At 69.4% G+C, this 21,839-nt stretch carries 15 protein-coding genes; 7 read left to right on the top strand and 8 right to left on the bottom strand.

Features of this window, described 5'->3' with window-relative positions:
- The first annotated feature begins 109 nt into the window (after window positions 1–109).
- The gene (gene mshC, locus F3T56_RS03930) at window positions 110–1,339 is read left to right on the top strand and encodes a cysteine--1-D-myo-inosityl 2-amino-2-deoxy-alpha-D-glucopyranoside ligase (RefSeq protein ID WP_149823261.1); all 1,230 of its coding nucleotides are present in this window, start codon (window positions 110–112) and stop codon (window positions 1,337–1,339) included.
- A 214-nt stretch (window positions 1,340–1,553) separates the two neighbouring features.
- On the top strand, window positions 1,554–2,549 hold the full coding sequence (locus tag F3T56_RS03925) for an SMP-30/gluconolactonase/LRE family protein (RefSeq protein WP_149823260.1): 996 nt from the start codon (window positions 1,554–1,556) through the stop codon (window positions 2,547–2,549).
- Window positions 2,550–2,687: 138 nt separating this feature from the next.
- Here F3T56_RS03925 and F3T56_RS03920 read toward each other — a convergent pair whose 3' ends face one another.
- The 6 genes from F3T56_RS03920 to F3T56_RS03895 form a co-directional block, all read right to left on the bottom strand.
- A complete protein-coding gene (locus tag F3T56_RS03920; protein WP_149823259.1) occupies window positions 2,688–3,668 on the bottom strand; it encodes a PAC2 family protein in 981 nt (326 codons plus the stop codon).
- 158 nt (window positions 3,669–3,826) lie between these two features.
- Complete coding sequence (locus F3T56_RS03915; RefSeq protein WP_149823258.1) at window positions 3,827–4,498, bottom strand: FadR/GntR family transcriptional regulator; 672 nt, start codon at window positions 4,496–4,498, stop codon at window positions 3,827–3,829.
- 162 nt (window positions 4,499–4,660) lie between these two features.
- A complete protein-coding gene (locus F3T56_RS03910) occupies window positions 4,661–6,277 on the bottom strand; it encodes a glycerol-3-phosphate dehydrogenase/oxidase (RefSeq protein WP_149823257.1) in 1,617 nt (538 codons plus the stop codon).
- An 80-nt stretch (window positions 6,278–6,357) separates the two neighbouring features.
- A complete protein-coding gene (glpK, locus tag F3T56_RS03905) occupies window positions 6,358–7,896 on the bottom strand; it encodes a glycerol kinase GlpK (protein ID WP_149823256.1) in 1,539 nt (512 codons plus the stop codon).
- A gap of 95 nt (window positions 7,897–7,991) precedes the next feature.
- Window positions 7,992–8,792: an MIP/aquaporin family protein gene (locus F3T56_RS03900; RefSeq protein ID WP_149823255.1), complete on the bottom strand. Its 801-nt coding sequence runs from the start codon at window positions 8,790–8,792 to the stop codon at window positions 7,992–7,994.
- Between the two features lie 274 nt (window positions 8,793–9,066).
- Window positions 9,067–9,831, bottom strand: a complete 765-nt coding sequence (locus F3T56_RS03895; protein WP_149823254.1) for an IclR family transcriptional regulator — start codon at window positions 9,829–9,831, stop codon at window positions 9,067–9,069.
- 476 nt (window positions 9,832–10,307) lie between these two features.
- Between F3T56_RS03895 and metH the strand changes: the two genes are divergently transcribed.
- The 4 genes from metH (at window position 10,308) to F3T56_RS03875 (ending at window position 18,404) form a co-directional block, all read left to right on the top strand.
- Complete coding sequence (gene metH, locus F3T56_RS03890; protein ID WP_149823253.1) at window positions 10,308–13,838, top strand: methionine synthase; 3,531 nt, start codon at window positions 10,308–10,310, stop codon at window positions 13,836–13,838.
- A 172-nt stretch (window positions 13,839–14,010) separates the two neighbouring features.
- A complete protein-coding gene (locus F3T56_RS03885; RefSeq protein WP_149823252.1) occupies window positions 14,011–14,715 on the top strand; it encodes an HAD family hydrolase in 705 nt (234 codons plus the stop codon).
- A 417-nt stretch (window positions 14,716–15,132) separates the two neighbouring features.
- Window positions 15,133–16,737, top strand: coding sequence for an ABC transporter substrate-binding protein (locus F3T56_RS03880; RefSeq protein WP_149823251.1), 1,605 nt, complete (start codon window positions 15,133–15,135; stop codon window positions 16,735–16,737).
- Window positions 16,738–16,820: 83 nt separating this feature from the next.
- The gene (locus F3T56_RS03875; RefSeq protein WP_149823250.1) at window positions 16,821–18,404 is read left to right on the top strand and encodes an ABC transporter substrate-binding protein; all 1,584 of its coding nucleotides are present in this window, start codon (window positions 16,821–16,823) and stop codon (window positions 18,402–18,404) included.
- A gap of 101 nt (window positions 18,405–18,505) precedes the next feature.
- Here F3T56_RS03875 and F3T56_RS03870 read toward each other — a convergent pair whose 3' ends face one another.
- Both F3T56_RS03870 and F3T56_RS03865 read right to left on the bottom strand, forming a co-directional pair.
- Window positions 18,506–19,177: a response regulator gene (locus tag F3T56_RS03870; protein WP_149823249.1), complete on the bottom strand. Its 672-nt coding sequence runs from the start codon at window positions 19,175–19,177 to the stop codon at window positions 18,506–18,508.
- 15 nt (window positions 19,178–19,192) lie between these two features.
- Complete coding sequence (locus tag F3T56_RS03865; RefSeq protein ID WP_149823248.1) at window positions 19,193–20,122, bottom strand: RecB family exonuclease; 930 nt, start codon at window positions 20,120–20,122, stop codon at window positions 19,193–19,195.
- Window positions 20,123–20,334: 212 nt separating this feature from the next.
- Between F3T56_RS03865 and F3T56_RS03860 the strand changes: the two genes are divergently transcribed.
- Complete coding sequence (locus F3T56_RS03860) at window positions 20,335–21,828, top strand: site-2 protease family protein (RefSeq protein WP_149823247.1); 1,494 nt, start codon at window positions 20,335–20,337, stop codon at window positions 21,826–21,828.
- Window positions 21,829–21,839: the final 11 nt, after the last annotated feature.

The raw sequence follows: 21,839 nt of genomic DNA, 5'->3' as shown, positions 1-21,839 counted from the left end.
GCGTACTCCCGAGCTATTAGGCGCCCGACCCCCCCCCAGCCCACCCGCGTACCCCCGAGTCACCAGGCACCCGGCTTAGCGCCGCAGGCATCGGGTTAGGCTCATGTACATGCATGCCTGGCCCGCTTCTGAGGTCCCCGCCCTGCCTGGCAAGGGCCGCGACCTCCAGATCCACGACACCGCGACCGGAAGGCTCGTCACGCTCGAGCCCGGTCCCGTCGCCCGTATCTACGTCTGCGGTATCACCCCGTACGACGCGACCCACATGGGTCACGCGGCGACCTACAACGCGTTCGACCTCGTACAGCGCGTGTGGCTCGACACCAAGCGGCAGGTTCACTACGTCCAGAACGTGACCGACGTCGACGATCCGCTCCTGGAGCGGGCCGAGCGCGACGGCGTCGACTGGGTGGCCCTCGCCGAGAAGGAGACCGCCCTCTTCCGTGAGGACATGACCGCCCTGCGGATGCTGCCGCCGCAGGACTACATCGGCGCCGTCGAGGCCATCCCCGGCATCGTGCCGCTCGTCGAACGTCTCCGGGACGCCGGCGCCGCGTACGAACTCGAAGGCGACATCTACTTCTCCGTCGAGGCCGACCCCGACTTCGGCAAGGTCTCGGGCCTCGACGCCGCCGCCATGCGCCTGCTGTCCGCCGAGCGCGGCGGCGACCCGGACCGGGTGGGCAAGAAGAACCCGCTCGACCCGATGCTCTGGATGGCCGCGCGCGAGGGCGAGCCCAGCTGGGACGGCGGCTCTCTCGGGCGCGGTCGGCCCGGCTGGCACATCGAGTGCGTCGCCATCGCCCTCGACCACCTCGGCATGGGCTTCGACGTCCAGGGCGGCGGCTCCGACCTCGCCTTCCCGCACCACGAGATGGGCGCCTCGCACGCCCAGGTGCTGACCGGCGAGTTCCCCATGGCCAAGGCGTACGTCCACGCCGGCATGGTCGCGCTGCACGGCGAGAAGATGTCGAAGTCCAAGGGCAACCTGGTCTTCGTCTCCAAGCTGCGGCGCGACGGCGTAGACCCGGCCGCGATACGGCTCTCGCTGCTCGCGCACCACTACCGGGCCGACTGGGAGTGGACCGACCAGGTCCTCGAAGACGCCGTCGCCCGCCTCGACCGGTGGCGCGCCGCTGTCTCCCGTCCCGATGGGCCGCCCGCCGAGGCACTCGTCGAGGAGATTCGCGCGGCCCTCGCGAACGACCTTGACGCCCCGGCCGCGCTCGCCGCGGTCGACCGCTGGGCCGCGTTCCAGCAGGAGCAGGGCGGGACGGACGAGGGGGCGCCCGGCGTCGTATCGCGTGCCGTGGACGCGCTGCTGGGCGTGGCACTGTGACGTCGTGACCTCATAGGGCGTCCCCTTCGACTGAAGGGGGCGCCCTGTTCGTTGACAGGCCGTCACAATCCGGCCAATAGCTGTCGTGACGCTGTCAAGAGGCTGTCGTTCGAATGTCGAAGCGCTGCGGGGACCATCGGCATGTGATGGGGTGACAGAGTCAGTTGAAAGCCGGACCGGCCAGCTGCCGGTCCCTTCGTGGAAGGGACGAACAGTGGCACTCCCGCACTCCTCCTCCGCACCTCACATCAGTCGGCGAAGACTGCTCGCCACGTCGGCCGCGGCCACGGCGGGCGCGCTGCTCGTCGGGGCGTCGGCCGGCACCGCGACGGCCGCCGGGACCGCGAAGACGGCCGCGAGCTCCTGGCCCGACATCATCCCGCTGCCCAACGGCTTCCGTCCCGAGGGCATCACCATCGGCGGCGGCCCGCACGCCTATCTCGGCTCACTCGGAGACGGCTCGATCTACCGCGCCGACCTGCGCACGGGCCAGGGCGGCATCATCTCCGCAGGCCCGGGTACGCCCTCCGTGGGGCTCAAACTCGACGGCCGGGGGCGGCTGTTCGTCGCCGGACGGGGTCAGGGCGCCCGGGTGGTCGACGTGCGCACCGGCGAGATCATCGCGTCCTACGTGCTCACCACGAAGACGCCGAGCTTCGCCAACGACGTCTTCCTGACCCCGCGCACCGCCTGGTTCACCGACTCCTACCAGCCGGCCCTCTACGCCCTGCCGCTCGGACGCCACGGCGCCCTGCCGGACGCGGACGAGGTCGTGACGGTCACGCTCAGCGGCGACTGGACCCAGACGCCGGGCGAGGTCGTCAACGCCAACGGCATCACCAGCACCCCGGACGGCAAGGCGCTGCTGGTCGTCCAGTCCGGCGTCGGCGGCCTGCACCGCGTCGACCCCAGGACCGGCGTGACCAAGCTCGTCGACCTCGGCGACGCGGCACCCCTCACCAACGGCGACGGCCTGCTGCTCCTCGGACGGCGCCTCTACGTGGTGCAGAACCGTCAGAACGCGATCGACGTCTTCAAGCTCGCGGAGGACGGCCGCAGCGGCATCTTCGAAGGCCGCGTCACGGACCCGGACTTCGACGTCCCGACGACGGTGGCCGCGTTCAAGGGCAGGCTGTACCTGCCCAACGCCCGCTTCACCACAACCCCGACCCCGGACACGACATACGCCGTGGTCGCGGTGGACCGCTGAGGGCCACTTATAAGCACCGGCGGCTTTCCCCGCGCCCCAAAGGGCGCGGGGCTCTGCCGATATGCGGCTCCGCCGCGTGGGCGCGACCAGCCACAACCAACCCGTAGACTGCCACGCACCGTTCCAGGCAGCCCGTGATCAGTCCTCGGACGATTCCTCGTCACCGGCATCCGGACGTGGCGGCTTCGGCGGCCGGGTACGCCAACTACCGGACCCCCCGTCACCCCCGTCAGCCGTAGCATGCCCCCCAGCCTGACCGGCGGAGCCACCCGCAGGGCCACCGTCCCGCCGCCGCAGATACCGCTCGAACTCCCGAGCGATCGCCTCGCCCGACGCCTCCGGCAGCTCCGCGGTGTCCCGGGCCTCCTCCAACGTCTGCACGTACTCCGCGACCTCGCTGTCCTCGGCGGCCAGCTGATCCACGCCCACCTGCCACGCACGCGCGTCCTCGGGCAGCTCGCCCAGCGGAATGCGCACGTCGATCAGGTCCTCGAGCCGGTTCAGCAGGGCCAGCGTCGCCTTCGGGTTCGGCGGCTGCGACACGTAGTGCGGCACCGCGGCCCAGAGCGAGACCGCCGGGACACCCGCGTGCGTGCACGCCTCCTGGAGGATGCCGACGATGCCCGTGGGGCCCTCGTACTTGGTCTCCTCCAGATCCATCCGCTGCGCCAGGTCCGGGTCGGACGTGACACCGCTGACCGGCACCGGACGGGTGTGTGGGGTGTCACCGAGCAGCGCGCCCAGGATGACCACCAGCTCCACGCCCAGCTCGTGGGCGAAGCCCAGCAGCTCGTTGCAGAACGAGCGCCACCGCATCGACGGTTCGATACCTCGGACGAGTACGAGATCACGGGGCTTCTCGCCGCCGACCCTGACCACGGACAACCTCGTCGTCGGCCAGGTGATCTTCCGTACGCCGCCGTCCAGCCACACCGTGGGCCGGTTCACCTGGAAGTCGTAGTAGTCCTCGGCGTCCAGCGCCGCGAACACCTCGCCCTTCCACTCCCTGTCCAGGTGCGCGACCGCGGTGGAGGCGGCGTCGCCGGCGTCGTTCCAGCCTTCGAACGCGGCCACCATGACTGGGTCGATCAGCTCGGGAACCCCCTCCAGCTCGATCACCCAGCGCCTCCTTCCGACGTGCCCTCGCGTACGCCCCAACCTTACGGCGTGCCCAGGGGGCCTCCGCAGCCCCCTTGCACGGGGGAGTGAACGGATCAATGCCCCGTTCGCACGGCTCAAACACTCCTGGACCACAGGCTCCCCGAGTGATCAACTTCTCACAGCGACGACCGCAGCCACTGCTCCACGCTCGCGATGTGGACCGTCGCCCACGAACGGGCGGCCTCCGCGTCGCGGTCGCGGAGGGCGGCGAGGATGGCGCGGTGCTCGTGGAGGGTGCGGCTGACGGCGTCCTCCTGGGTGAGGCCGCGCCAGATACGGGCCCGGGTGGTCGGGCCGGACAGGCCGTCGAGGAGGGAGCAGAGCACGGAGTTTCCGGAGCTCTGCACGATGCCCTTGTGGAACTCCAGGTCGCAGGCGACCAGTTCCTCCACCGACGGCTCGGCGCCCAGCATGTCCAACTGGGCGCCCAGCGCGTCCAGTTGCTGCTCGCTGATACGCAGGGCGGCCATCGCGGTGGCCGCCGGCTCCAGAATGCGGCGCACCGCGAGGAACTCCAGGACGGTGTCGTCGCGATGGAAGTCCACGACGAAACTCAGCGCCTCCAGGAGGAGTTGAGGGTCGAGGCTCGTGACGTAGGTGCCGTCGCCCTGCCGTACGTCCAGGATGCGGATCAACGACAGGGCGCGCACCGCCTCGCGCAGGGAGTTCCGGGACAGCCCGAGATCGGCGGCGAGCTCGCTCTCCTTGGGCAGGCGGTCGCCGGGGCGCAGCGCGCCGGCGACGATCATCCCCTTGATCTTCTCGATCGCCTCGTCGGTGACTGCCATGGCGGCCCTCCCTGTCGTTCAGACATCCGATGTCTCAGGCCATTATGGGGCCTTCATCAGGGGCTTTACACGACGCGGGAAAGGGGCGGCTCCACCGGCCTGTCGATGTGGAGCCGCCCCCTTGGCCTACGGGCCTACTTGGGCCTGTCTCTTGTCGAGGGCCTACTTCTTGTCGAGCAGGTCCTGGACCTTCGCACGGACCACGTCCGTCGCCAGCCCTCGGATCGTCAGCGTCGTACGCCGCCGCAGCACATCGTCGACCGTCTCGGCCCACTCGGTGTCCCGCGCGTACACGACCTGTGCCCAGATCTCCGGCGCGTCGGGGTGCACCCGCTCGCCGAGCTCGGGGTTCTCGTTGGCGAGGCGGGCGATGTCGAAGGCCAGGGACCCGTAGTGCGTGGCGAGATGCCGTGCGGTGTCGGCGCCCATGCGGGGCCCGGGCGCGGGCCGGTCGACAAGCAGCCGGTGAGCGACCGCGCGCGGATTCGCGACCCCCGGCAGCGGCAGCTTCTTCGGCAGCGTGGAGACCGGCTCGAAGTCCTCACCCAGCGGGTGCCCCGGCAGCGCCTCCAGCTTCTTCATGATCGTGCGCCCGATGTGCCGGAAGGTCGTCCACTTGCCACCGGCCACGGACAGCATCCCGCCCCGCCCCTCGGTGACGACCGTCTCCCGCTTGGCCTTCGCCGTGTCACCGGGACCGCCCGGCAGCACCCGCAGCCCCGCGAACGCGTACGTGATCAGGTCACGGTCGAGCTGCTGGTCCCGTATCGAGAACGCGGCCTCGTCCAGGATCTGGGTGATGTCCTTGTCGTTGACGGCGACGTCCGCCGGGTCGCCCTCGTACACCTCGTCGGTCGTACCGAGCAGCAGCATGTCCTCCCAGGGGAGGGCGAAGGTGATGCGGTACTTGTCGATCGGGGTGGCGAGCGCGGCCTTCCACGGGGAGGTCCGCTTCAGGACGAGGTGCGCGCCCTTGGACAGCCGGATGGACGGGGCCGCGTTCGGGTTCTCCATCCTGCGCAGGTGGTCGACCCACGGCCCGGTCGCGTTCAGCACCAGTCGCGCGTCGACCCCGAACTCGTCACCGGAGAGCCGGTCGCGCAGCTCGGCACCGGTCACGCGCCCCTTGGTGAAGCGCAGCCCGGTGACCTCGGCGTGGTTCAGTACGACCGCCCCGGACTCGACGGCCGCGCGGACCGTCATCAGGGCCATCCGGGAGTCGTTCATCTGGTCGTCGCCGTACACGGCCACGGCCTTGAGGTTCTCGGTGCGCAGCTCGGGCACGTCCTGCGCGGCCTTCGCCGGCGACAGCAGGTGCCCCACGCCGTCGCCGAAGGCCGACAGCGCGGAGTAGGCGAAGACGCCCGCCCCGAGCTTCGCCGCGCCGTGCGGCCCGCCCCTGTACACGGGGAGGTAGAACGTGAGCGGGTTCGCGAGATGGGGGGCCACCTGGCGGGAGACCGCACGGCGCTCGAAGTGGTTCTCCGCCACCAGCTTCACCGCGCCGGTCTGCAAGTAGCGCAGACCGCCGTGGAGCAGCTTGGAGGAGGCGGAGGAGGTGGCACCGGCGAAGTCACCGGCGTCGACCAGCGCCACCCTGAGCCCGGACTGCGCGGCGTGCCAGGCGGTGGATATGCCCAGGATGCCGCCGCCGATCACGAGAAGGTCGTACGACGCCTTGGCGAGCTGCTCCCGGGTCTCGGCACGGGTCGGGTTCGAGCCGGACGCCGGGCGCGTCCCCAGGGCAGGCAGGGCTTGCAGGGTGGACTGACTGGTCATGTCGGGTTCTTACTCCTCATCAGAGCTTCGCTGACAGAGCTTCGGGATCAGAGCTTCCCGGGCTCTCTCGTCAGCTCTCGTCAGTTCTCGTCCTCGAGCCAGCCCATGGTCCGCTCGACGGCCTTGAGCCAGCTCTTGTACTCACGGTCGCGGATGTCCGCGTCCATGCGGGGGGTCCACTCGGCGGCCCGGCGCCAGTTGGCGCGCAGGTCGTCGGTGCTGGTCCAGAAGCCGACGGCCAGACCGGCGGCGTAGGCGGCGCCGAGGCAGGTGGTCTCGGCGACCATCGGGCGCACCACGGGGGCGTCCAGGAAGTCCGAGAGGGTCTGCATCAGCAGGTTGTTGGAGGTCATGCCGCCGTCGACCTTGAGGGCCGCGAGCTCGACGCCGGAGTCCTTCGTCATGGCGTCGGTGATCTCACGGGTCTGCCAGGCCGTGGCCTCCAGGACGGCACGCGCGAGGTGCGCCTTGGTGACGTACCGGGTGAGACCGGCGATCACACCGCGGGCGTCGGAGCGCCAGTACGGGGCGAACAGACCGGAGAAGGCCGGTACGAAGTAGGCGCCGCCGTTGTCCTCGACCGAGAGCGCGAGGGTCTCGATCTCGGCGGCCGTGGAGATGAGCCCCATCTGGTCGCGCATCCACTGCACCAGCGAACCGGTGACGGCGATCGAGCCCTCCAGCGCGTAGACCGGCTTGTCGTCGCCGATCCGGTAGCCGACGGTCGTCAGCAGGCCGGAGTAGGAGTTGATGATCTTCTCGCCGGTGTTCATGAGCATGAACGTGCCGGTGCCGTACGTGGACTTGGCCTCGCCCTCGGCGAAACAGGTCTGGCCGAACAGGGCCGCCTGCTGGTCGCCGAGCGCGGAGGCGACCGGGATGCCGCCGAGCAGGTCGCCCAGCTTGCCGCCGGTGATCTCGCCGTACACCTCGGCGGAGGAGCGGATCTCCGGAAGCATCGACAACGGCACGCCGATGGACTCGGCGATCTTCTCGTCCCACTGCAGGGTGTGCAGGTTCATCAGCAGGGTGCGGGAGGCGTTGGTGACGTCGGTGACGTGGTGGCCGCCGTTGACACCGCCCGTCAGGTTCCAGATGACCCAGGTGTCCATGGTGCCGAAGAGGATGTCGCCGGCCTCGGCACGCTCACGCAGACCCTCGACGTTGTCCAGGAGCCAGCGGGCCTTCGGACCGGCGAAGTATGAGGCCAGCGGCAGACCGGTCTCCCGGCGGAAACGGTCCTGCCCGACGTTGCGGCCGAGCTCCTTGCAGAGGGCGTCGGTGCGGGTGTCCTGCCAGACGATGGCGTTGTGGACGGGCTCACCGGTGTTCTTGTCCCACAGCAGCGTGGTCTCGCGCTGGTTGGTGATGCCGATGGCCTTGATGTCGTCACGGGTGATGCCGGCCTTCTCGATGGCCCCGGCGACGACCTCCTGGACGTTCGTCCAGATCTCGGTGGCGTTGTGCTCGACCCAGCCCGGCTTCGGGAAGATCTGCTCGTGCTCCTTCTGATCGACGGAGACGATACGGCCGTCCCGGTCGAAGACGATGCAGCGGCTGGAGGTGGTGCCCTGGTCGATCGCGGCGATGAACGGTCCGGCGGTGTGGGCGTCGGTCACGATGTGCTCCTGAAGGTTCAACTGGTCAACGGGCTGTACGTACGGCGCGTGCTGAGCGTTCCGTAGGACTGCGGCTCTGGCGGCTCTGGGTGCCCTTAAGCGAATGCGACGTTGTAGACGCCTGCGGCGATGGCGGCGCCGATCAGGGGACCGACCACCGGGATCCAGGCGTAGCTCCAGTCGGAGCCGCCCTTGTTGGGCAGGGGGAGCAGGGCGTGGACGATACGCGGACCGAGGTCACGGGCCGGGTTGATCGCGTAGCCGGTCGGGCCGCCGAGCGAGAGACCGATGGAGACCACGACGAGCGCGGTGATCAGGGCGCCGAGGGTGCCGAGACCCTTGCCGTCGCCGTTCAGGCCCTGGGTGAGCACCGCCAGGACGAGGACGACGGTGCCGATGACCTCGGTGGCGATGTTCTGCGCCGCGTTCCGGATCTCCGGGCCGGTGGAGAAGATGCCGAGCACCGGGCCGGCGCCGGTCTCCCGCGCCTCGACGGCCTTGGCCTTCGTGGTCTCCGCGCCCGGACCGCCGACGATTTCCCTGTCGGTGAGGTGGGCGTGGAACTGGCCGTAGTAGGCGACCCAGACCAGAGCGGCGCCGATCATCGCGCCGAGCAGCTGCCCGCCCCAGTAGGTGGGGACCTGGCTCCAGTCGATGCCGTCGTCCTTGAGCGCGAGCGCGAGGGTCACGGCCGGGTTCAGGTGGGCGCCGGAAAGCGGCGCGGAGGTGTAGACGGCCGTCAGAACGGCAAAACCCCACCCGAAGGTGATGGCGAGCCAACCGGCGTTACGGGCCTTGGAGGCCTTCAGCGTGACGGCGGCGCACACACCGCCGCCGAGCAGGATGAGTATGGCGGTACCGATGGTCTCGCCGATGAAGATGTCGGAGCTGGACACCCGCGACTCCTTTGTCCTTCGTCCAGGGGAAGAGGTTCGGCCCTTGGCGCTGTGACACTGTAGCGCGTATTGCCGGTAAGCGTTCGACAATGTCGACCGATGGACGGGAGTCTTGCTCCGGCGTTACAGGTGCGTCAAGAGTTGTGTTGTCGAAAGCACGATCGTTACTGAGCGATCGGCCCTGTCGATCTCTTCGAGGGCGCGGACAGGGCCGAACGGGCGCGCACGGGAAAGGGCCGGGACGCCCAGTGCGTCCCGGCCCCCTCGTGGCAGCTCAGAACCGCCCGGCGCCCAGGTCCCGCGACACCGCGCGGGCGCAGTCCCGTACCGCCGCGATCAGCTCGGGGCGCAGCTCGCCGTCACGGCAGAGGCGCTCCACGGCGCCGGTGACGCCGACCGCGCCGACGGGCATGCGCCGCCGGTCGTGGATGGGTGCGGCGATGGACGCGACGCCCTCCCAGGTCTCCTCGACGTCGGCCGCGTACCCGCGCGCGCGGGTGATGTCCAGGACGCCCTCGAAGTCGGTCGCCGCACAGACGGTCCGCTCGGTGAAGGCCTTGCGCTCGCCCTCCAGGACCTCGCTGTGCGCCACGGGATCGTACGCCGCCAGCACCTTGCCCAGGGCTGTGGAGTGCAGCGGCTGCATGGCCCCTATCTCCAGGACCTGCCGGCTGTCGTCGGGCCGGAACACGTGGTGCACGATCAGCACGCCCTGCTGATGCAGCACGCCCAGGTGGACGCTCTCACCGCTGGAACGGGCCAGGTCGTCCGTCCACACCAGGGCGCGCGCCCGCAGCTCGTGGACGTCGAGATAGGTGGTCCCGAGCCGCAGCAGTTCGGCCCCCAGCTGGTAGCGGCCGGAGGTGTCGTCCTGCTCGACGAAGCCCTCGTGCTGGAGTGTGCGGAGTATGCCGTGGGCGGTGCCCTTGGCGAGGCCCAGCGACGAGGCGATGTCCGACAGGCCGAGCCGTCGCTCGCCGCCTGCGAGCAGTCGCAGCATCGCGGCCGCCCGTTCGAGCGACTGGATGTTCCGTGCCATCGCCGTCCTGCCCTCCGTCCCCTTCGACCGCCGTACGCGAATGAACTTCCCACGTTCGGCAACAACGTTCGGCAATGTCGAACACTACCGGTCGTTGCCGACCTCCCGCCAATGAACCGGCGACAGCTTTTCGGCCACGCGGGCCACCACGTGTGGTTCACGTGTGTTTACGGTGACGGGCCCGTGCCCGTTCGGCGTTCGCCCCGTGCCCGTTCGGCGTTCGCCCCGTGCCCGTTAGGTGCATGTCCGCTGTTCATCGCGTGCGCGTCAGGTGCCCGTACCGTGCCCGCCTCGCGCCTGTCGTCCGTTCGTCGTCGGAGTAAACCGCACCTCGCCGTGTACGCCACACTCGTCCGCCCCGTGGACGCCCCTGACCGTCCGCGGGCGCGCCGGGCTACCCTGACGGCGTGCGCCTTCCACCGACTTCCATGGGAAGACGCAAAGCCGACAGCCGTCGCACTCCAGGGAGCACCTTCATGGCCTCGTCGCCGCACACGTCCCCTTCGTCCACAGCCTCCGCCGGGCGGGCCCGATCCGACGCACTGCGCCAGGCCCTCGCCACCCGCGTGGTGGTCGCCGACGGCGCGATGGGCACGATGCTCCAGGCACAGGACCCGACCCTGGACGACTTCCAGCAGCTGGAGGGCTGCAACGAGGTCCTCAACGTGACCCGCCCGGACATCGTCCGCTCGGTGCACTCCGCGTACTTCGACGCGGGCGTGGACTGCGTGGAGACCAACACCTTCGGCGCGAACCTCACCGCCCTGGGCGAGTACGACATCGCTGAGCGCACCGCCGAGCTGTCCGAGGCCGGTGCCCGCATCGCCCGCGAGACGGCGGACGGGTACGCCGCACGCGACGGCCGGCAGCGCTGGGTGCTCGGCTCGATCGGTCCCGGCACCAAGCTGCCCACCCTCGGCCACACCACCTTCACCGCCATCCGCGACGCCTACCAGCAGAACGCCGAGGGCCTGCTGGCGGGCGGTGCCGACGCGCTGCTGGTGGAGACCACACAGGACCTCCTCCAGACCAAGGCCTCCGTTCTCGCCGCCCGCCGGGCCATGCAGACCGTCGGGTACGACGTCCCGCTGATCGTGTCGGTGACGGTGGAGACCACCGGCACGATGCTGCTCGGTTCGGAGATCGGCGCGGCGCTGACGGCTCTGGAGCCGCTGGGCATCGACATGATCGGCCTGAACTGCGCGACCGGGCCCGCCGAGATGAGCGAGCACCTGCGCTATCTGTCCCGGCACTCCCGTATCCAGCTGTCGTGCATGCCGAACGCGGGCCTGCCGGTGCTGACCAGGGACGGCGCCCACTACCCGCTCACGGCCCCGGAACTGGCCGACGCCCAGGAGAACTTCGTCCGCGAATACGGCCTCTCCCTCATCGGCGGCTGCTGCGGCACCACCCCCGAGCATCTGCGCCAGGTCGTCGAGCGCGTCCGGGACCTCACCCCCGGCGAGCGCGACCCGCGCCCCGAGCCCGGCGCCGCCTCCCTCTACCAGACCGTGCCGTTCCGCCAGGACACCGCGTACATGGCCATCGGCGAGCGTACGAACGCCAACGGCTCGAAGAAGTTCCGCGAAGCCATGCTGGACGGCCGCTGGGACGACTGTGTGGAGATGGCCCGCGACCAGATCCGCGAGGGCGCCCACATGCTCGACCTCTGCGTCGACTACGTGGGCCGCGACGGCGTCGCCGACATGGCCGAGCTGGCCGGCCGCTTCGCCACCGCATCCACCCTCCCCATCGTCCTCGACTCCACCGAAGTCCCCGTCATCCAGGCCGGGTTGGAGAAGCTCGGCGGCCGCGCGGTCATTAACTCCGTCAACTACGAGGACGGCGACGGCCCGGAGTCCCGCTTCGCCAAGGTCACCAAGCTCGCGCAGGAACACGGCGCCGCGCTGATCGCGCTGACCATCGACGAGGAGGGCCAGGCCCGTACCCCGGAGAAGAAGGTCGAGATCGCCGAACGGCTCATCGACGACCTCACCGGCAACTGGGGCATCCACGAGTCGGACATCCTCATCGACACCCTGACCTTCACCATCTGCACCGGTCAGGAGGAGTCCCGCAAGGACGGCATCGCCACCATCGAGGCGATCCGCGAACTCAAGCGCCGCCACCCGGACGTCCAGACCACCCTCGGCCTGTCGAACATCTCCTTCGGCCTCAACCCGGCCGCCCGCATCCTGCTCAACTCCGTCTTCCTCGACGAGTGCGTGAAGGCCGGTCTCGACTCGGCGATCGTCCACGCCTCGAAGATCCTGCCGATCGCCCGCTTCGACGAGGAGCAGGTGCAGACCGCCCTCGACCTCATCTACGACCGCCGCAGCGAGGGCTACGACCCGCTCCAGAAGCTGATGCAACTGTTCGAGGGCGCCACCGCCAAGTCCCTGAAGGCGGGCAAGGCCGAGGAGTTGGCCGCGCTGCCGCTGGAGGAGCGCCTGGGGCGCCGCATCATCGACGGCGAGCGCAACGGCCTCGAAGCCGACCTCGACGAAGCCCTCCAGGACCGCCCCGCCCTCGACATCGTCAACGAGACCCTGCTGGACGGCATGAAGGTCGTCGGTGAACTCTTCGGCTCCGGCCAGATGCAGCTGCCGTTCGTCCTCCAGTCCGCGGAGGTCATGAAGGCCGCCGTCGCCCACCTCGAACCGCACATGGAGAAGTCGGACGCCGAGGGCAAGGGCACCATCGTCCTGGCGACCGTCCGCGGCGACGTTCACGACATCGGCAAGAACCTCGTCGACATCATCCTCTCCAACAACGGCTACAACGTCGTCAACCTCGGCATCAAGCAGCCGGTCTCCGCGATCCTGGAAGCCGCCGCCGAGCACCGCGCCGACGTCATCGGCATGTCCGGCCTCCTGGTCAAGTCCACGGTGATCATGAAGGAGAACCTGGAGGAGCTGAACCAGCGCGGCATGGCCGCCGACTACCCGGTCATCCTCGGCGGCGCCGCCCTGACCCGGGCCTACGTTGAGCAGGACCTGCACGAGATCTACGAGGGCGAGGTTCGCTACGCCCGCGACGCCTTCGAGGGCCTGCGCCTGATGGACGCCCTCATCGGCGTCAAGCGCGGTGTGCCCGGCGCGAAGCTGCCCGAGCTGAAGCAGCGCCGGGTCCGTGCCGCCGCCGCGCAGACGGTGGTCGAGGAGCGGCCCGAGGAAGGCCACGTCCGCTCCGACGTCGCCACCGACAACCCCGTGCCGACGCCGCCGTTCTGGGACACCCGCGTCATCAAGGGCATCCAGCTCAAGGAGTACGCGACCTGGCTGGACGAGGGCGCCCTGTTCAAGGGCCAGTGGGGCCTCAAGCAGGCCCGCACCGGCGACGGACCGACCTACGAGGAGCTCGTCGAGACCGAGGGCCGGCCCCGGCTGCGCGGTCTGCTGGACAAGCTGCAGACCGAGAACCTCCTCGAAGCGGCCGTCGTCTACGGCTACTTCCCGTGCGTGTCCAAGGACGACGACCTGATCATCCTGGACGACGCCGGCAACGAACGTACGCGCTTCTCCTTCCCCCGCCAGCGCCGTGGCCGCCGGCTGTGCCTGGCCGACTTCTTCCGCCCCGAGGAGTCCGGCGAGACCGACGTGGTCGGCCTCCAGGTCGTCACCGTCGGCTCCCGCATCGGAGAGGAGACCGCCAAGCTCTTCGAGTCCAACTCCTACCGCGACTACCTCGAACTCCACGGCCTGTCCGTGCAGTTGGCCGAGGCACTCGCCGAGTACTGGCACGCGCGGGTGCGTTCGGAGCTGGGCTTCGCCGGGGAGGACCCGGCCGCCATCGAGGACATGTTCGACCTCAAGTACCGCGGCGCCCGCTTCTCCCTCGGCTACGGCGCCTGCCCCAACCTGGAGGACCGCGCCAAGATCGCCGAACTGCTCCAGCCCGAGCGGATCGGCGTACAGCTCTCCGAGGAGTTCCAGCTCCACCCCGAGCAGTCCACGGACGCGATTGTGATCCACCACCCCGACGCCAAGTACTTCAACGCCCGCTAGGCCGGTCACTCAACGTGTGCCGGGGCCGGGGCCGGTAAGTACCCCGGGTTCCCCCGTGCTCGTACGACAAACAAGAGCGCTTCCCCTGGCGGAGTCGTACACTGGTCGATCCACCGCAGGCCGGTTCCCCATCCGGGAACCGGCCTGCTCGCCCCACAAGGAGGTGCGCCGGATGACCACGACGATCCCCGCGCTCGGAACCCGTACGGCCGAAGGCTCCGCTCTTCAGGCCGTGCTCCTCGACATGGACGGCACCCTGGTGGACACCGAGGGCTTCTGGTGGGACGTGGAGGTCGAGATCTTCGCCGGCCTCGGCCACACTCTCGACGAGACCTGGCGCCATGTCGTGGTGGGCGGCCCCATGAGCCGCAGCGCGGGCTTCCTCATCGAGGCCACCGGCGCCGACATCACCCTCGCCGAGCTGTCCGTGCTCCTCAACGACGGCTTCGAGGCCCGTATCGGCCACGCCCTGCCGCTGATGCCCGGCGCGGCCAGACTCCTCGCCGAACTCGCCGCGCACGGCATCCCCACCGCTCTGGTCTCCGCCTCGCACCGGCGCATCATCGACCGCGTCCTGACCTCCCTCGGCCCCCAGCACTTCGCGCTGACGGTCGCCGGCGACGAGGTGGAGCGGACCAAGCCGCACCCCGACCCCTATCTTCTGGCGGCCGCCGGGCTGGGCGCGGACCCGGCCAGATGCGCGGTCATCGAGGACACCGCGACCGGTGTCGCCGCCGCCGAGGCCGCGGGCTGCCATGTGGTCGCCGTCCCGTCCGTGGCCCCCATCACCCCCGCCGCCCGGCGCACCGTCGTGACCTCGCTGGAAGAGGTCGATCTGTCATTCCTGCGCGGGCTGATGGCGGCCTCGGTCAATTGAAAGTGCAATAAATTCCAAGATCGCCGACAGGCCTCGGCCCGGGAAATTCAGTCGGCCGAACAGTCGGCCGGGAATGACTGAATTCCCGCATCTGGGAAGCCCTTTCCGGCTGTGACATTTACCACTCGAAAAGGGCTCCAGGCTACCTTCAGGGGCGCCCAATCCCCGCGTTCAGGGGCGCTCGGCGCGCCCTTGTGTCCCGATTGGTGAAGGGTGCACCCAAACATTCCGTGGGGGCTACACCATTTCCGTTCGCACCCGGTTTCACAGCGTGAGGGGACCCCGACTCCGGTGCGCGCGGGCCACTTCGATCAAGCGGGCTAATCTCGACGCGAGAACATCGCCGTACATTCCGTGACGCGCTCGCACCACCCCGCCGGCACCCGTCTCGGAACACAGCTCAGGAGTAACACGAGCATGAACCGCAAGACCCTGGTGCTGCCGGTCGTGATCGGTCTGCTCGCCCCGGTCCTCGCCGCCTGCGGCGCGACCGACAGCGAGGGCGGCAGCGGCGACACCATCGTCGTCGGCACCACCGACCGGTTCACCGCCTCGACGGACTCCCCGGCCCCCATCGACCCGGCCTACGCCTACGACGTCGGCACCTGGAACATCCTCCGCCAGACCGTCCAGACGCTCCTGGTCCAGTCCCGCGGCGACGGCGAACCCGAACCCGAGGCCGCCTCCGACTGCCGCTTCACCGACACCGGCCACGAGCGCTACGTCTGCACCCTGCGCAGCGATCTGAAGTTCGCCGACGGCAGCCCCATCACCGCCGGGGCCGTGAAGTTCTCCATCGACCGCGCCCGCTCCCTCAAGGCCGACAGCGGCGTCTTCGCCCTGCTGTCCACCATCGACCTCGTCGAGACCAAGGGCGACAAAGAGGTGATCTTCCACCTCAACAGCCCCGACGCGACCCTCCCGTACAAGCTGTCCACACCGGTCGCGGGCATCGTCAACCCGGCCGACTACGACAAGAACAAGCTCCGCGACGGCTTCGAGGTCGACGGCTCCGGCCCCTACACCCTCGACGCCGAGGTCGAGAACAACGAACTGGTCAAGGCCGTTCTCACCAAGAACCCGAACTACAAAGGCCAGTTGGATCCGAAGAACGACCAGGTCGAACTGCGTTCCTTCGCGAGCGCCGACGCCATGGGCACCGCCCTCGAAAACGGCGACATCGACCTGATGACCCGCGGCATGACGCCGGAACAGATCGCCAAGCTCGACGAATCCGACGACAACGACATCGACCTGATCGAGTCCGCCGGCCTGGAGATCCGCTACCTCGCCTTCAACACCGAGGCCTCCCCGGTGAAGAGCACCGCCGTCCGCCGGGCCATGGCCCAGGTCATCGACCGCGGCGAACTGGTCTCCAAGGTGTACGGCTCCCAGGCCGAGCCGCTCTTCTCCCTGGTCCCCGCCGGCATCATCGGCCACTCCGACTCGTTCCTCGACAAGTACGGCGACCCGAGCGCCCCCAAAGCGAAGTCGACCCTGGAGAAGGCCGGCATCACCACCCCGGTGAAGCTCACCCTGCACTACACGACCGACCACTACGGATCGGCCACGAAGACGGAGTTCGAGCTGCTGAAGAAGCAGCTCAACGACAGCGGCCTGTTCGACGTCGACATCAAGGGCACGCCCTGGTCGACGTTCCGCCCCGCCGAAAAGGAAGGCGAGTACGCCGTCTACGGCATGGGCTGGTTCCCGGACTTCCCGGACGCCGACAACTATCTCGCGCCCTTCCTCGACAAGGACAACTTCCTCGGCTCGCCGTACGCCAACAGTGAGATCCGCGGCGAGCTGATCCCCGCCTCCCGCCGCCAGGCCGACCGCCTCACCGCCTCCGAGAGCCTCACCCGCATCCAGGACATCGTCGCCGACGACGTGCCGCTCCTGCCCCTGTGGCAGGGCAAGCAGTACGTCGCCACCCGCGACGACATCACCGGCGCCGAATACGCCCTCAACTCCGCCTCGACGCTCCAACTGTGGGAACTCGGCCGCGGCATGGGCAACTGACCCGACCTCACCCCTACGCGCTGGTCCCCGGGGGAGCCCGGCGCGTCGTAAGACACCACCCGACGACACCAAGGCACTCATACGTGAACATGCGCACCCAGTGGCCCGTCCTCACCATCGCGACAGGGCTGGCCGCCGGCCTGCTGACCGCTTGCGGCTCCGAGACGGGGGGAACCGGCGGCTCCGGCTCCAACGTGGTGATGGGGATGTCCGACGACGTCCTCGCCACCGACCCCGCCTCCGGCTACGACCCCGGGTCCTGGCTGCTCTTCAACAACGTCTTCCAGTCCCTGCTGAGCTTCCCCAACGGCGCCACCGAGCCCGAGCCGGACCTCGCCGAGGAGTGCGACTTCAGGGGCACGGGGACCACGGTCTACGAATGCACCCTCAAGAGCGGCCTGAAGTTCAGCAACGGTGAAGCCCTCACCGCGAAGGACGTCAAGTTCTCCTTCGACCGCATGCTGAAGATCAACGACCCCGAGGGTCCCGCGATCATGTTCCCCATGCTCGACAACGTCGAGACCCCGGACGACAACACCGTCCGCTTCAACCTCAAGTACGCCGACGCCACCTTCCCCAGCAAGATAGCCTCCGGCGCCGGCTCCATCGTCGACGAGAGCTCCTACGACGCCGACGGCCTCCGCGAGGACGGCGAGGCCGTCGGCTCCGGCCCGTACAAGCTGGAGTCCTTCGGCGAGGACGAGGCCGTCTTCACCGTCAACGAGAACTACAAGGGCACCGCCGACGTCGAGAACCAGGGCGTCACCCTCAAGCTCTTCCACGGCGACCAGGACGCCCTCAAGAAGGCCCTCCTGGAGGGCGAGGTCGACGTCACCTACCGCGGCCTCAGCGCCGCCGACATCTCCGACATCGAGACCGACACCTCCACCGCCAGCGGCGTCGACATCGTCGACGGCACCGGCGCCGAGGTGCAGCACCTGGTCTTCAACATGGACGACCCGGTCACCGGCAAGCTCGGCGTCCGCCAGGCCATCGCCCACCTCCTCGACCGCGAGGCCCTCGTCGGCGAGGTCTACCAGGACACCGCCACACCGCTGTACTCGATCATCCCGGCCGGCATCACCGGCCACAACACCGCCTTCTTCGACACCTACGGCGCCCGCCCCTCCAAGGACAAGGCCGAGGCGGCCCTGCGTGCCGACGGCATCACCGGCAAGGTGAAGCTGACCCTCTGGTCCACGCCGTCGCGCTACGGCCCCTCCACCGACCAGGAGTTGGAGGCCATCGCGGGGCAGCTCAACGACAGCGGCCTGTTCGAGGCGACCATGAAGTCCGTCCCGTTCGACCAGTACGAGAAGGACATCGCCGACGGCAAGTACGGCGTGTACGTCAAGGGCTGGATCCCCGACTACCCGGACCCCGACAACTTCACCGGCCCCTTCTTCGGCAAGGGCAACGTCCTGGGCAACAACTACACCAACAAGACCATCACCGGTGACCTCCTCCCGAAGACCGCCGCCCTGCGCGAGCGTTCGTCCACGGAGAAGGAATACGCCCAACTGCAGAACATCGTCGCCGAGGACGTCCCCCTCATCCCCATCTGGCAGGCCAAGCAGTACGCCGTCGTCCGCGACAACGTCTACGGCCTCGAGTACTGCCTGGACGCGTCGACCGTGTTCCGCTTCTGGGAGCTCAGCAAGGGCTGACACCCCCCCCCGAGCGACACCCCCCGTACGACACCGAGGGCGCCCCCTTCACCCGAAGAGGGCGCCCTCGGCGCACAGTTGAGGCATAGACCTCGCCCGGTCTACTGCGCGCCGGGACGCACCAGCCCACTCTCGTACGCGTACACCGCAGCCTGCACCCGGTCACGCAGCCCCAACTTGGTGAGCACATGCCCCACATGCGTCTTGACCGTGGTCTCACTGACGAACAGATCCGCCGCGATCTCCGCGTTCGACAGGCCCCGCGCCACCAGCTTCAACACCTCGACCTCACGGTCGGTCAGCGTGTGCAGCGTGTCCGGCACCGGCTCGTCGCCCGACGGCAGATGCTCCGCGTACTTGTCCAGCAGCCGGCGCGTGATGCTCGGCGCGAGCATCGCCTCACCCGCCGCGACCACCCGGATCGCCTGCACCAACTCGTTCGCCGGAGCGTCCTTCAACAGGAACCCACTGGCTCCCGCCCGCAGCGCCTCCACCACGTACTCGTCCAGATCGAACGTCGTCAGCACCAGCACCTTGGCCGGACCGTCCCGCCCAGGCCCGGTGATCTGCCGCGTCGCCTCCACCCCGTCCATCCGCGGCATACGGATGTCCATCAGAACCACATCGGGCTGCAGCGCCCGCACCTGGTCGAGCGCCTGGAGACCGTCACCGGCCTCCCCGACGACCGCGATGTCCTGCTCCGCCTCCAGAATCATCCGGAAGCCCGTACGCAGCAGGGGCTGATCGTCAACCAGTAGGACGCGGATGGCCACGAAAGTCTCCTTCGGCTAGTCCGGGCCCATTCTGCCTTGCGGCCCACCCACCGACTCGGTCGACCTCACCTGGAGCGGATACGGCGGGGGAGTGCCACCGAATTCCGGACATACCGACTGGTGGTCGCACCAACCGCACAGCTTGGTCGGCCGCGGCCGCCATTCACCCGTCTCGGTGGCCACCCGGATCGCCTCCCACAACGCCAGCAGCTTGCGCTCCACCCGCTCCAGATCCGCAACGACCGGGTCGTACGTCAGCACATCCCCGCTCCCCAGATACACCAGCTGAAGACGGCGCGGCACCACCCGCTTCAACCGCCACACCACCAGGGCGTAGAACTTCATCTGGAACAGCGCGCCCTCCGCGTACTCCGGTCTCGGCGCCTTGCCCGTCTTGTAGTCGACGATCCGCACCTCACCGGTAGGCGCCACATCCACCCGGTCGATGATCCCGCGCAGCCTGAGCCCCGAGTCCAGCTCCGCCTCCACGAACAACTCGCGCTCGGCGGGCTCCAACCGCGTTGGATCCTCCAGGGTGAACCAGCGCTCCACCAACCGCTCCGCCTCGCCCAGCCAACGGGCCAGCCGCTCGCCCTCCGGGTCGTCCGCGAACAGCTCCACGACCTCCGGTCGCGTCTCCCGCAACCGGTCCCACTGCCCCGGCACCAACGACTTGGCCCGCGGCGCCGTCCGCTCCGCCGCCGGCGCGTCGAACAGCCGCTCAAGCACCGCGTGCACCAGCGTGCCGCGCGTCGCCGCCTCACTCGGCTTCTCCGGCAGCCGGTCGATCACCCGGAACCGGTAGAGCAACGGGCACTGCATGAAGTCACTGGCGCGCGAGGGCGACAGCGACGCCGGCGGCGCGGCGGCCCGCACACCGCCACGAACGCCCTCGCCACCCGTCCCACCCGTGCCGCCGCCGGTGCCGTCGCTGCTGTTTTCCATGAGCACAGACCATACGGCCCACCACTGACAGCCACGGGCCCGTCCGACCGACGGCCGGCACACCGCCTCCCGACACCGGTGTGCCTCCTGCGACCTGTGGGAAAGCTGAGAGGGTGCCGAGGCGGAACGCACCGCGGCGACCGCATAGCATCGACCACAGACCCTTCCGCCCGGCCAGCAGGCGCGGAAGACGCTTCGAACGAGGGGACATCGTGGAGACGAGCGGCGGGAGCGGGCAGCCGCGGTCCGGCAGTGACGAGGCGACGGAACGCGCGGACCGCCACGCGACCGACACACCGGCAGAGGAAAGGCCCCCCGCCGGGCCCCGCGCTGCGAACGGCGACCCCGCCCCCGATCCCCACCCCGACGGCGACTCCGCCCCGACGAACCCCGAGGACCCCGAGGCCGCCCAGCAACCCCAGCCGTCCGACCCGTCGTCGACCCAGGACCCGCCCAACCTCAAGAAGACGCCGACGGACGAACCGGAGACCACGACCAACACCGCGCGTCCCCAAGCCCACTCGGACGCCCCCAAGCCACCCGAGCGCCCCAAGGAACCCGGCGGCGGCATCCTCATGGGCCGCCCCTTCGGCGTACCCGTCTACGTCGCCCCCAGCTGGTTCCTCGTCGCCGCCCTCATCACCTGGGTCTTCGGCGGCCAACTCGACCGCGTCCTGCCCGAACTCGGCGGCGCCCGCTACCTGGTCTCCCTCTTCTTCGCCATCGCCTTCTACGCCTCCGTACTCGTCCACGAACTCGCCCACACCGTCGCCGCCCTCCGCTTCAAACTGCCGGTACGACGCATCCAGCTCCAGTTCTTCGGCGGCGTCTCCGAGATCGAGAAGGAATCAGAGACCCCCGGCCGCGAATTCATCCTGGCCTTCGTCGGCCCCCTGCTCTCCCTGGTCCTCGCGGGCGTCTTCTACCTAGCCCTCCAGACCGTCCAGCCCGGCACCGTCCCCGGCGTCCTACTGGCCGGCCTGATGATCTCCAACCTCATCGTCGCCGCCTTCAACCTGCTGCCCGGCCTCCCCCTCGACGGCGGCCGCATGCTCCGCGCCGTCGTCTGGAAGCTCACCGGCAAGCCGATGAGCGGCACCATCGCCGCCGCCTGGGTCGGCCGCGCCCTCGCCGTCTCCGTCCTCATCGGCCTCCCCCTGCTCACCCAGTCCGGCGCCCTCGGCTCCGCCGCCGAGGACAGCGTCGGCATGGACACCGTCATGGACGCCCTGCTGGCCGCCATCCTCGCCGCGATCATCTGGACCGGCGCCGGCAACAGCCTCCGCATGGCCCGCCTGCGCGAACACCTCCCCGAACTCCAGGCCCGCGCCCTCACCCGCCGCGCCGTCCCCGTCGAGACCGACACCCCCCTCTCCGAAGCCCTGCGCCGCGCCAACGAAGCCGGCGCCCGCGCCCTCGTCGTAGTCGACCCCGACGGCGAACCCCTCTCCCTCGTCCGCGAAGCCGCCATCGTCGGCGTCCCCGAACACCGCCGCCCCTGGGTAGCCGTCAGCGGCCTCGCCCAAGACCTCACCGACGGCATGCGCGTCTCCGCGGAACTCGCAGGCGAAGCCCTCCTCGACGCACTCCGAGCAACCCCCGCGACGGAATACCTGGTGGTGGAGGAGTCGGGCGAGATCTACGGCGTACTGTCGGCGGCGGACGTGGAGCGGGCCTTCGTAAAGGCAATGGCAAGGCCGAGCTGAAACGCCACAAG

This window comes from Streptomyces tailanensis, assembly GCF_008386495.1.
GTDB lineage: Bacteria > Actinomycetota > Actinomycetes > Streptomycetales > Streptomycetaceae > Streptomyces > Streptomyces tailanensis.
This window is presented reverse-complemented; position numbering and strand designations above follow the sequence as displayed.